This window comes from Sphingomonas bacterium (assembly GCF_903644055.1).
Lineage (GTDB): Bacteria > Pseudomonadota > Alphaproteobacteria > Sphingomonadales > Sphingomonadaceae > Sphingomonas_I.
Window position 1 is genome coordinate 15,619 of record NZ_CAHJXD010000230.1, and the last position, 12,465, is coordinate 28,083.

The 12,465-nt window shown below is 60.6% G+C and carries 8 protein-coding genes; 3 read left to right on the plus strand and 5 right to left on the minus strand.

Annotated elements, in window-relative coordinates:
- Positions 1-6 precede the first annotated feature (6 nt).
- Complete coding sequence (locus HUU94_RS10250) at positions 7-1,458, plus strand: glycosyltransferase family 4 protein (RefSeq protein WP_254602133.1); 1,452 nt, start codon at positions 7-9, stop codon at positions 1,456-1,458.
- Entirely contained in the window at positions 1,445-2,749 is a 1,305-nt protein-coding gene (locus tag HUU94_RS10255) for a hypothetical protein (RefSeq protein WP_217429609.1), read from the plus strand. The genes HUU94_RS10250 and HUU94_RS10255 overlap by 14 nt, the downstream gene beginning before the upstream one ends.
- A gap of 23 nt (positions 2,750-2,772) precedes the next feature.
- On the opposite strand, the gene HUU94_RS10260 is transcribed toward HUU94_RS10255, so the two are convergent.
- The 5 genes from HUU94_RS10260 to HUU94_RS10280 all read right to left on the minus strand — a co-directional run bounded on the left by HUU94_RS10260 (position 2,773) and on the right by HUU94_RS10280 (position 9,470).
- A complete protein-coding gene (locus HUU94_RS10260) occupies positions 2,773-3,924 on the minus strand; it encodes a phytanoyl-CoA dioxygenase family protein (protein ID WP_174274984.1) in 1,152 nt (383 codons plus the stop codon).
- 131 nt (positions 3,925-4,055) lie between these two features.
- Positions 4,056-5,342 (minus strand): phytanoyl-CoA dioxygenase family protein, encoded by a 1,287-nt coding sequence (locus HUU94_RS10265; RefSeq protein WP_174274985.1) that lies wholly within the window; start codon positions 5,340-5,342, stop codon positions 4,056-4,058.
- Positions 5,343-5,377: 35 nt separating this feature from the next.
- On the minus strand, positions 5,378-6,070 hold the full coding sequence (locus HUU94_RS10270) for a class I SAM-dependent methyltransferase (protein ID WP_174274986.1): 693 nt from the start codon (positions 6,068-6,070) through the stop codon (positions 5,378-5,380).
- Positions 6,071-6,112: 42 nt separating this feature from the next.
- Positions 6,113-7,231 carry a glycosyltransferase family 61 protein gene (locus HUU94_RS10275; RefSeq protein ID WP_174274987.1) on the minus strand — a complete coding sequence of 373 codons (1,119 nt, stop codon included), beginning with the start codon at positions 7,229-7,231 and terminating at the stop codon, positions 6,113-6,115.
- Between the two features lie 121 nt (positions 7,232-7,352).
- Positions 7,353-9,470, minus strand: a complete 2,118-nt coding sequence (locus HUU94_RS10280) for a glycosyltransferase (RefSeq protein ID WP_174274988.1) — start codon at positions 9,468-9,470, stop codon at positions 7,353-7,355.
- 80 nt (positions 9,471-9,550) lie between these two features.
- Here HUU94_RS10280 and HUU94_RS12685 point away from each other — a divergent pair, with 80 nt between their 5' ends.
- Positions 9,551-12,334 carry a glycosyltransferase family 2 protein gene (locus HUU94_RS12685; protein WP_217429610.1) on the plus strand — a complete coding sequence of 928 codons (2,784 nt, stop codon included), beginning with the start codon at positions 9,551-9,553 and terminating at the stop codon, positions 12,332-12,334.
- The last annotated feature ends 131 nt before the right edge of the window (positions 12,335-12,465 follow it).

Sequence of the window (12,465 nt, forward strand, 5' to 3'; positions counted from 1 at the left end):
CAGCCGTTGATCCCGCATCCCATCGCTGGACGCATCATAGATCATTTTCCCGGCCGCTCCACCCTGCCGTGCGGTAGTTGGCGCTTCCGCGCGGCGAGCGGATTGCGCTGCGTCGCGCGTATGCCTAACTCCGAGCCGCGACCAAAGGACGATCAGGCATTGCGTATCGGAATCGACGGTTACAATCTTGCTCTCGCGCGCGGCACTGGCATTGCCACTTACGGCTTGGTGCTTGCCAGGACACTCCAGGCGCAGGGGCATATGATAGACGGCGTCTTCGGCATCGATGCCGGCGACGACCCTCTGATGCGCGAGACCCTGTTTTTTGAACGCCTTGCACAGGATACGCGACGCGCCAAGACCAGGCTGGAGGTGAAGCGCGAACGGTCGCTTGTCCGCGCCGGCGCGCTGATCCCGTTCGCGCCGCGCAAGGCAGCCGTCGTGCCCTTGACGGACCGGGTCGAGAAAGCGGTGTTCGCACAACGCCTTCCGACCTTCGATCGCCTGTTCACGATCCCCTTTTTGTTCGAGATGGCGCATCGTTACTTCAACCGCTATCGCCGGCTGCTGACGATCTCGATTCCCCTGCCGCCGGATGTGATGCATTGGACCTATCCGGTGCCGGTGCGCATGGTTGGAGCGCGCAATATCTACACTCTTCACGATCTGGTGCCGTTGAAGCTTCCCTATACGACCTTGGATGGCAAACAGGCATATCGCAGCCTGATCGAGGCCTGCGTCGGCGCGGCCGATGCGATCGCCACCGTTTCCGAAGCCAGCGCGCGCGATATCCGGAAAGAATTCCCGATCGCGACCGATAAGATCGTCAACACATATCAGGCGTCGCCTATGGCCATGACAGCCGATGCCGCCTCGTTCGCGGAAGATTCCGGCATCGTCGAGGGTGTGTTCGGGCTGGCGCCGCGCAGCTATTTCCTGTTCTTTGGATCGATCGAGCCCAAGAAGAACCTAGGCCGCCTGCTGGAAGCCTATCTCGGTCTCGCGACGACCACACCCCTCGTGATCGTGGGAGCGCAATCGTGGCAAGCAGAAGAGGAATTGCGCCTTTTATCAACGCTGGGCGAAGATGAATCACGCCGGGTCATCCGACTGGAATATCTGCCACGCCCTCTGCTGCAGCGCCTCGTGCGTTGCGCGCGGGCCGTCATGTTTCCGTCGCTGTACGAAGGCTTCGGCCTACCGATCCTTGAAGCCATGCAGCTTGGCACCCCGGTTTTGACGTCGAATACGAGTTCGATTCCCGAGATCGTCGGCGGCGCGGCCATCCTGATCGACCCTTACGATCCGTCTTCGATCGCGGAAGGCCTTCGGCGGCTTGACGAGAATGAGCCGTTAAGGGCGGAATTGTCCGCAGGGGGCATCGAACAAGCGCATAACTTCTCCCTTGATCGCTACGCGGAGAGACTGGATCGTCTGTACGCGCGTGCCGCCGCATGAGCATCCTCGTACCTTGCACTTGCGGGAAATCCTGATCGTGGCCCACAATCCTCCCGCTCCGTCCGAGATCACACCGGCCGCGCTGGATCCATTCTCTTACTTCCCCGACGTGGCCAGCAAAATCCGGCCATTTGGCGGAGTGGCTCAACAACCCGACCTAAGCTACGGCTTTCACACGCAATATGTGCGGTGTGCGCCGGGCTATTGCGTTTTCTCTCTCAAAGTCGAAGGTCTCGAGGCTACGTGCGGGGTCCTGTACCTTCAAGTCCACATGCTTTCCGACATGAGGGGCGCCCAGGCGCACGTTGCCACGATCGAGCGTCTGGCATTGCCGATCCTTGCCGCGCAAGGCGGTGAAGCATCGATCCGCTTCGAGGCCCTTCGCGGCATGACCTATGCGGTGTTCGGCCGCATCTCCGATCAAACGGACGCAACTGCTTCGGCGCTGCATATCATCCTCGACCGTCCAGCCGGCGAGGAGGATGAAGTCGAGACGGAGGCCGCGCCGACCGCCCTGGGCCTGGAGGCCGTACGAGCCGTCGACCAATTGATCTCGCTCGAGGCTCCGACCTTCGCGGCGCCGTTCTCACAGATCAGCACTCTCTCACAAACCGGAGAACCGTCCTTCTCGCGGTGGTGCAAAGAAATCGGGCGCGTCGTCTCCCCCTCCGTCGAACTGTGGGAGACCTGCTTCATACTCCAGGCGCTGGAGCGTTACGGCTTGATCTCGCGCGAGGCGGAGGGGCTTGGCCTGGGCGATATCGACAGCCCGATCGCAGCGGTGCTGGCCGCACGTGGCTGCCGGCTGGTGATGGGCGAGCATGGATCGACAGAAGAAACGCCGGAAGAGTGGCTCGACAATCGCTGGCAGACATTGCTCGGCTTGGTGCACATTCCGGCAAACGAGCGTCAGCGGATCAGGATAGCACCCGCTTTTATGCCCGCCCCGCAAGAGGATCTGGGGCAGGTCGATTTCCTGTGGTCGCGAACGCTGGCTTGCGAAATGGGAAGCGTCGCGGATGCACGCGCCATGATTCTGAACAGCCTCAGTCGACTACGGCCAGGTGGTCTTGCCGTCCACATGCTGAGGTTCCAGGCGTCTCCGCGTTCATTGTCCGATGAGCAGGCCGGGGTGCGTTTCGAACGGGACGACATTCAACGCCTGACGCTGGACATCATCTCTCATCGGCATGTCGCCACCCAGCTGAAGTTTGCCCAGGGCCGCGGCCTCATCGATCCCGATCTACCGGCAGGTGTGACGGGTTTCGGGCTGATCGTGCGGCGAGGCTGAACAGCGCCGCTTAATTCCGATCCCTAACGATAGGGATCGAAATCGAGCGGGAGATAGTGCCGGAAATAAGCACTGCCGTCGTCGGTCCGCGCGACATCCTTCATGTCCACCCGGTGCGTGATTCCGCTGTAATGGCTGATCAGCGTCTTCCGCTGCATGCCCGGAACGTTGGCATAGCTGCCGCGATGCATGAGACGGCCGTGCCAGATAAGGAGATCGCCTTTCTTGGCGATAAACTTCTGTGTCGGCACGCCGCGCCGCTCGATCTCGGCGGCGGCGATATCATTGACGACCCGCTCGGCGCGCGATGGCCAGCCGATGTCGTTGCGCTCTTCCTGCGACAGGAACATGCGGACCTTGTGGCCCTTCATCAGCGGCCATTTATGCGAACCGGGCACGAACTCGAACGGTCCACAATCTGGATGAATGTCATCCAGCGCGATCCAGGCGGCCGCATACCAGCTGTTGATGTAGGGTGGGTTGAGATAGTCGTCCTGATGCCAGTTGCGATCCGTGCTGACCCATCCGGTCAGGTTCAGATGCAGCCCCATTTCCTCGCCAATCAGCTTCTCCATGAGCTTCATTAACGGCGGATAGAGGCTGACGTCGCGCAGCTCACCGACATACATATAGGGGACCGGACAGCTCCAGCCGCCGACATCAGGGTGGCGAGCACGGATTTCGGCATATCGGTCAAGCAATTCGTGCGGAAAAAAGTTCTCTTTGATAAGGAAGCCATTGCGTCTCCACGAGAGCTGATCCTCGTCGAGGCCCGCTTCGTCGCATTTGGCCTGATCGAGCGGCGGGATGACTTCATCATCGACCTCCTCGCTCAGCATGTCGAACGTGATGGGGCCGAGGCTGGCCAGATTGCGGTCCCATGCTTCCAACAATGTCGCATGATCGATTTCCAGGTCGATCAGCCGATCGAGAATGGCAGTGTCGGCCGAGCTGCGCACACTGAGAGCCGGACCCTGTCGCGGATAGCTGCGCACGCGGCCGCCGGCGACTTCTTCCCAATGACCATGCCTGGCATAATGCTCGTATGCGCCGACCTCCCCGCGCGCCACGGCTTCGGCGACATCCTTGTTATTGAGCAGATAGGCCTGCTCGTTGAACAAGCGACGCGGCAGCATGGTCGAACCCACGGCCCCTTCCGCTGGCGTCATTTGCATCGGTCCAATCGCGGCCGGCGTAGATTCCACGGCGGGGGCAGGCACTTCGCGCGCTGGCCGGAGTGATTTGAATAATTTCATGTAGGATATACCTCCCGAACGGCAATCAATATGAAAGATGCCAAATGTTTCTAGCCCAGGGGCGGCCGGTTCCAATAATAGCCGTTGCCATATTTGATGATCTCGCCTTGGTTCATCTCGGCAGCCCGCCAATAATGCACAACGAGACTTTTACGTGTCTGCGCAATGTCTTCGATCGCGGCGCCGCCATGATAAAGGCGCTCATGCCAGATCAGCACGTCGCCCTTCTTCGGCAGGAAATGGCGCCACTCAAGACCGCGATCCTTCACTTGGCGGGTCATATAAGCGTCGTAATGGGTCACCTGTTCGTTGATCTGCGAAGGCCGCCCCGAACTGAAGCGGAACAGCGGGATCTGATGGCTGCCTGGATAATATTTAAGGGGGCCAGCTTCCGCAGTTACATCCTCGAGCGCGAACCAGGCGGCGGTCATGCCACCTGCTGTCTTGCCCGGCATGTAAAGCGTGTCGGTGTGGAATTTCTGGGTGCTGCCTCGCTCGAAGTTCAGCGAGCCGATGACCGTCGGCTCGGACTTCAGCACCCAACGCAGCGCGGCGACGACATCGTCATGCAGCGCAAGCGCCCGGGCATCGTCATCGACGAGGAACATATCGTTAAGCTTGTAGGGCAGCGCCCGCGCTTCGCCCGGCGCAGCAGACATCGGAATGCGGGCACCGTCCGCCCGCTCGAGGTAAACGTCGATCGAGACGCGCGGTGCGGACACTCGGCGATCAATCCAGACACGATCGATCTTCCGATTTAGCCGATCGCATGCTTCTGGGCTGATCGCTCCCTCGAGGATGAGATACCCGTTACGCGCCCAGAAAGCGGCCTTGTCCGCTGCAATACTCGCCTCGAAATTGCCGGCATCGAAATGGGATTCTGCAGCAGCCTCCCACCCCGCAGGGACATCGGCGCCGCCTCCCTCCGAGGCTCCCCATTGCAGCCAATGGTCGAAGCCGTTGAGGTACACACCGTCGCTCACTGCCCGAGCGACATCCGGTCGGCTCGCAAGATAGGCCAGTTCGTCGAAGCGTACCGGAACAGGGCGATGTCCGGTCCGCATCTCCTCGCGGCCTGCCGCGACCCAATGCTCGGCAGCGGACACGAAAAGACCGATCTCGATCAACGGCTGAATGTCGGGATAAACCGCCAGATAAGGCGCATCGGCGAACCGTGGCGCGAACCATGGCCGGCGCTGCCCGAGGCGCTCTTCCTCGCGACCATGCTGAAGCCAGTGCGTGTAGGGTTCCATCTCCAAGCCCGACACATCCGGATTGCTTTCCAGATAGTGCGCCGGATTGAACCACGACGGTCCTTTCAAATCCAACACGCTCATCATTCCCTAGCCTTGTTCGTCACTGCGACGGGCTATCACTGGCGCCCGCGCCACTCCGCCAGCACGGATTCGATCACTGCGAAGGGCTGGAGATTGAAGATCTCGCGCCCCATTACGGCGTCAACATATTCCAGCCGGGCGATCGTCTCAACCTTGCGTGACATCGCAGTGGCGGCGCGAGCGTCACGCCAAAGAATCGTCTGGCCGTGATTCTCCGTTACCGTCGCGTAGCTGAAGCTGGTCATGTAGTCGGCGATGAAGAACACAAGCCGGTAGACGTCGCCCATCCAAGAGCCATCGGGATTGTTCGTCGCTTGCCAGAACCGCCGGGACAGATCGAGATCAGGGAGGGATGCCGCGTACGTGCTGGGCATCACGTCATCCACGATCAGCAGGCCGCCGGGGGCCAGCACATAGGAAGAGTGCAGCAGATCGCGCAGGGTCTGGTCGAACGTATGCAGCCCGTCGAGAAATACGACGTCAAACTGAGCATCGCGCCCCTGATCCATCGTGAAATATTGATCACTGGTCATCTCGAAATAGGCGCAATTCGCGTTGGCGGGATCCTGCCGCGCCGCATCGAGATCGAACGCGAAGCGCACATCGACCGCCGCTTTCGAAGCCGCTCGCAACTTATGAAAGGTGACCCCCTGATCGACGCCGATCTCCAGATAGCGCGGTGCGGGAAACAGGTCGAGGAGGCGCTGAATAACTTCGAAACGCTCCATGCAGGTGCAGTCCTTATATTGTCGGCCGTCGAAGCAGCGAGGTTAGGCGTCGCCAAGATCCGATAGCACCATGGCGAGATCGTCATCGGATATCGAGAAACGGCTGAGATACGGCGGCTGATCGGGATCGTCCAGCGCACCGTAGACGACGCGATAGCGATGCCCGCAGGCTGCCGCCAAATCGAGATAGAATGTCTCGATCCAGCCGCGTGGAGCGAGATAACTGATCCTCGCCTGCGGGGAACAGAAAACCGTATTCGTCATGCCGGCCCCCATAACGCCAATGATCGTCTGTGCGGCGGCGAAAGCGCTTACCTGTTCGGCGAAGCTCATCTGTCCGGGATCGACCAACACGAAGCCCTGCGTCCGCAGAACGTCCCATACCGCGTCCACATTCAGCAAGGAGCGGGTGTTCGCACCAGGTCGCGCGACAAATAATTTCCTCGCGCCCAAGGCGTGCGTCGGGCGAGCGAAGCGCTCCCGCTGCCGGCCGAGCTGCCCGAGATAACGCATTGCGGGTACGGACTTGTCGAGCGGATGGCAGGTAACAGGCGTCGCGAGATATAGGTTGCGGATCGCATACACCTTCGTCTTGTCGAAGAATGCGATCGAAAGACGATCATCATCGATCATGTACTGGATTGTGTCCATGCGGACCTGATCGATAACAGTGCCGTGGCTGGCCAGCAGCAAGCGAATGGGCCTGCCGCCATGCGCCAGACGATCGATCGCCGCGCGGATCTTGGGCAAATCGTCAACCAGCCAGTGCCCGTAATTGAACGATCCCGAACTCGTGAACAGCATGTGATCCACGTCAGGATCGCTGAACCGGGCTTCGTCGCAGCCGACGAGTGCGAGCGGTTCCAGCGGCGGCGCCACGACGCGGTCCGGCACTCGGTAGGTCTCGTAAATCAACGCGGCGACCTCGCGCGGGCCACAGGCGACCTGGAAGTCGCGAACATAAGCCTGATCGATCCGCACGAGAACTGATGGGGTGACCCGACGAAGCATAATCTTGCGGTAAAAATCGAGAAGATCGGTCGTGAACGCATCCCGCTGCAAGAAGATATTGTTCACTTCTGGCCATGAATAAGCCGATTCTTCAAATATCGTTGTTACGAAATGGATGCCGAACGCGGCCGCATCATGCGAAAGTTCCATTCCGCGCTCAGCACGATCTGGAGCGTGGGCGAATTCATCTGCACCATAGATTTTGTCGAAAGCGCAAGAAACGAACATCAGTGGACTTTCGCGAGAACAATGCGGTCGGGACGGAGCGGGATCAGGACAGGCGCGGCGACGCCTTCCAAGGATTGAGTCGCACGCTGCGATCGAGGTGCGACGCCACGAGGGCGCGACTGGGCTCTCGCACCCCCTCGAACGGACGACCGATCGCCGACCATTGGGGATTATAGCCAGGATCGACAAACATCTCGTCGCCCCAGCGATCATAGAAGCTCTCAAGCTCCCCATGATCCCAGGCGCGGGAGCTTGCCGTCCGGTTGAAACCGCGCGTCTTGGATTCCAGGTGGATCAGTTCAATGGCCGGCTCGTAGACAATCGCAAGGGAGAGGGCCCGCAATCGCAAGCAGAAATCAATATCGTTGAAGCCGATCGGCAGCCTCGCCTCATCGAAACCGCCCACCGCAGTAAACGCCGATCGGCTACAGCACAGGAAGGCGCCCGTCACCGCAGGCACTTGCCGCCGCACATGCCATCGCGCCAACGGGCCGGGTGCCGCCTCGGCTTCTCCAACCCCTTCGTGGATCGGCGAACCCTGCCCGATCCCGAACAGCACACCCGCGTGCTGGATGGTCCGGTCGGGATAAAGGAGGCGGGCTCCGATCGCACCGATCGAGGGATCGTCCAGCGCGCCATCGAACAACACGTCCCAGCCATCGCTAAGCATCTCGGTATCGTTATTTACGAAGCACAGGCCGTCGCCGGTGGAATGTGCAGCGGCGAGATTGTTGGCCCGCGACCAGTTGAACGGCTCGTCAAACGTCAGGATTCGGGCGCGCGCCTCCCTCGCGAGATCCTTCAGCAGCATATGTGTTTCGGGCATCGCGCTGCGATTATCGACGATCAGGATATCCAGGCGATCGGGCTTAGCGGCGCGCGCTTGCAGACTCCTCACGCAGGGCGCGAGCAGATCCGGCAGATCGCGAGTGGGGACAATCACCGTCAGGCGCCGCTCCGAGGCGGCTCGCGCGGGCGCATGAGGGCGACCCGGCAAGGGCCGGACCAGATCATCCTCGCCCTCAAGCGCAGCTTTTGGAATGAGCGAACGGCTCACCAGCACGCGTGGAATATGCGCCACCGGCCCGGCCTCGCCCGCCGCAAGGAGCGCCGCACGGCGGATCGCATCCGCAGGCCCGCTGACGTCCAATTCTGCAAACACCCGACGCTGCACCATCGCCATGAGCGGCGGCTCTTCCGTCGAAGCCAGGAAGAATCGATCGAACATGGGAAACAGGTTCGGGTCCGCACGCGTAATGCCGAGCCGCCAGTCAGGCAGGGCCGCGTCATGATCGGCATAAGCGCCCGCCGGCGTGTATCGTCCGGCAACATCATCGAACCACGCGATTGCCTGAGGATCGAACATCGCGCCCGCTTCGGTCAGCAGAACATAAGGGCGATTGCCAGCGTAATCGGACGGCCACTCGGCGGTCATAACGATACGGGGATCGACCTGAGCGAGGCTCGCTACGGGGTCGTCCGCCAGCTCAGGCGCGACGACCACCGCCTGCCACTCTCGCGCCTGTTGATCAACGAGCGAAAGCAGCGTGGTGCGCAACTGCGCCGGAATAGTCCGTCGAGCGTCGATTAGGACATCGATCAGGCCTTTCGCCTCGCCATCGGGCGGACAAACCGGGTAATCGCGGCGGAAAGCGGAGTAGCTGGTGATCGCGCGCGGCGCCTCGATCGACCAGCGGCGCAGGGCCCGATCGAGCGCGAATCCCGCCGTTTGCGCCGCTGCCATCCGTTGCGCCCGGTGCGCACCCGACTGCCCGAACTCCGGCAGCGCATCCAGCGCTCCCAAATGCAGAAGCTCGTCGCGGGCCGCATCCAGGCCCGGCTCGACGCTAAGCGCCTCCGCATAAGCGCCAATAGCGTCAGCGATACGCTCCTGGAGCTTGAGCGCGTGACCGAGCTGCAGCCGAGCATCGCCGCTGCCGGGATCCAGCTCCGCCGCACGCCGATAGGACATTTCCGCCTCGGCTAATGCGCCAGTTTCCTTCAGGGCATGGCCACGCTGGATCCAGATTCCCGCCATGCCCGGCCTGAGCGCTAGAGCACGGGCATAGAAAGCCGCCGCCTCGCTCCATCTTCGGTAATCGCGGGCGCGGTTGGCCTGAACCAGAAAACGACGCGCCCTGTTCTGCTTGCTGAAGATCACCGTCCCGCTGCGTCCATTCGTGCCATCGTGCCTCTATAGCTTGCCTCCGCACTTCGTCCATGCTTGAGCGCGCCAGGGAGATGACCTTGCTTACCGCCATGCACCGCTCGATCCTATCCAACTTGAAGCTCGGAAAAGTTAGGGGAAATCCGAAATTCTATCATTTGCGCGACCGGGGGGACGCCGCCCGGGACGAGCGGGAATGGGCAGAGGCGGCCCGGCATTATCGGAGCTATTTGAAACTGGCTCCGCGCGATCAGGGCATATGGGTGCAGCTCGGCCACATGCTGAAGGAGGACGGCGCCCTCGATGAGGCGCTGCGCATCTATCAGCACGCCCTGCGGTTGCGCGCCAGCAACGCCGACGTTCTGCTCAGTCTCGGGCACATTCACAAGCTGCGCGGCAATCTCGCCATTGCGGCCTATTATTACAGCCGGAGTCTGGCGCTAGATCCCGATGGGCGAGCCCGCACCGAGCTCGCGCTGCCGGCGTTCGCAGCCTTCCTCACCGAGGGAGACAAAGCGATCAAGGCACGCGCTGACGAACTCGTGATGGAGCGGCTGGCCCAAACCTGCGCCGGCCTCAAGCCAATTGTTACGAGCGACATCGCGATCGAGGGAGACGGCTTCGCGATGCTTTCCCAAGACCCGTTCGTTCAGTTCGAAGTCCTGCCCCACACGCCGGGAATCGGCGGCATCGGGGAATTGACGCTGTCGGGTCGCGCTGAACTGCGGTTTACCGAGGAAGGCTTCCGACTGCAGCAGGTCGAAAAGCTGTATTTCGACTTTGGTGATGGCTGGAGCGAGGACGTCTCCCTGACCTTCAGGCTTGGCGACCCCGCGGAGCCTGACATTCGCGGAGACAGCCGTACTCTTCTCATCGCCGGGCTCAAGCCTGGCGACCGCATCCGCTGGGATCCCGATCAGAATACGGGTCATCTTCTCGATCTGACGGCATCCTATCGGGCGATCGAGAATGAGGCCAACGTCCGCGACCGTTTCGCCGAGAGCGCCCCGCGCGACATAGACAGGATCATCGCCGAAGAATCGTTTCAGAAGCTCATTGCGCAAGGCCCCAAGGCATTTCGAAACCCACCGGCCGCGGCCAAGTCACTCAACCCGTCATTGTTCGACCTGGGTCAGGATTATGGCGCCTGGGTCGATCGCTACATGACGCTGGACGAGGACGACTACCGGCTGATCGCCGACAGGACGGAAACGCTCGGCTGGAAGCCCACCTTCTCCTTCGTCATGCCGACGTACAACACGCCGGGCCATCTGCTCCGCGAATGCATCGATTCAATGCAGGCGCAGACCTATCCACATTTCGAGATCTGCATCGCTGACGATAATTCAAAGAACCCGGAGGTCTTCGAGATCCTCCAGGAATATGCTGCCACCGACGATCGGGTAAAAATCGTACAGCGGCGCCTCAATGGCCATATCTCTGCCGCCAGCAATTCTGCCTTGGCTCTGGCGAGCGGTAATTTTATCGTCCTAATGGACCATGACGATCTGATCCCAGACTATACATTGTTCGTTGTTGCGGAATATCTAAATCGCTATCCTGAAGCGAAAATCCTTTATTCGGATGAGGATAAAGTCAGGGAGAATGGCGAGCGCTTCAATCCTTATTTCAAGGGCGATTTCAACCGCTACCTGATGTTTGGCCATAACATGGTCAGCCATCTCGGCGTTTATGAGCGGGCGCTGGTGGAACGGATCGGCGGGTTCCGGCTCGGCCTGGAAGGCAGCCAGGACTATGACCTACTCCTCCGCGCCTATGAGCTCATTCGAGACGACCAGATCGTTCACATCCCTCACATTCTCTATCATTGGCGCGCGATCGCCGGCTCGACAGCCGTCTCCGCAGATCAGAAAAGCTATGCGATCGAGCGCGCAAGGGACGCCATTAACGGCCATTTTGAGCGGACCGGCCTGCCATTGCGTTCGGTCGCCGGCTTCGCGCCGGGTTGCACAGGCGTCGCTCCCGAACGCGAACTGAATACTTTGGTCAGCATCATCATCCCCACCCGCAACGGCCTGGATGTCCTGAAACCGTGTATCGAATCAATCGATGCAAGCTTTCAGCACGATTTCGAATTGCTTGTGGTAGACAACGGATCCGATGAATCAGAGACGCTGAATTATCTCAAATTTCTGGATGCTCGGCACGATTGCCGGGTACTTCGCGATCCGCGTCCCTTCAATTTCTCTGAGATCAACAACGCCGCTGCTGAAGTGGCGCGCGGCGAAATCTTGTGCTTCCTGAACAACGATACCGAAGTTCTCGAAAAAAAGTGGCTCGATCGAGCGCGTGGGCTCCTCGTGATCCCCGAGATCGGCATGGTCGGTGCTCGCCTGCTTTTTGAAGACGGGACGCTTCAGCATTTCGGAATCGGCCTGGGCATGGCAGCCCATCGCGTTGCCGGCACGCTGCATTCCGGTTTTGACGGCACCGTGCCCGGCTATTTCGGGAAGGCGCGGCTGATGCAGGAATTTTCGGCCGTCACGGCGGCCTGTATGTTCATCCGCAAGGCCGACTTCGAGGCTGTAGGCGGATTCGATCCTGAATTCCGGGTTGCGTACAATGATGTCGATCTCTGCCTGCGCGTGCGGCAACGCGGTCTCAAGATCGTCTGCGATCCCGACATCCTGCTACTCCACAAAGAGTCCAAAACCCGCGGTAGCGATAAGCGTGGCGAACGGAAGGACCGTTTGCAAGCGGAAGCGGACATGATGCGGGAGCGCTGGGCCCAGGTGCTCGACAGCGATCCTTATCTCTCACCAAATCACGCAATTGACCGCACGGATTTCGCCTTGGCCTATCCGCCGCGCGTACCGCTGCCGTGGCGCGAAGCTTAGGCAAATGTGAGAAGCGAGCGCGTTTGCGCGCCCGCTCCGATCAGCTTACCAAACTAGGCTGTAGTGACGATTTAGTCATTTGAGCCGGAGCATGATGCTGGCGAGTTTGACGAAGCCGAGGAAGTTGGCGG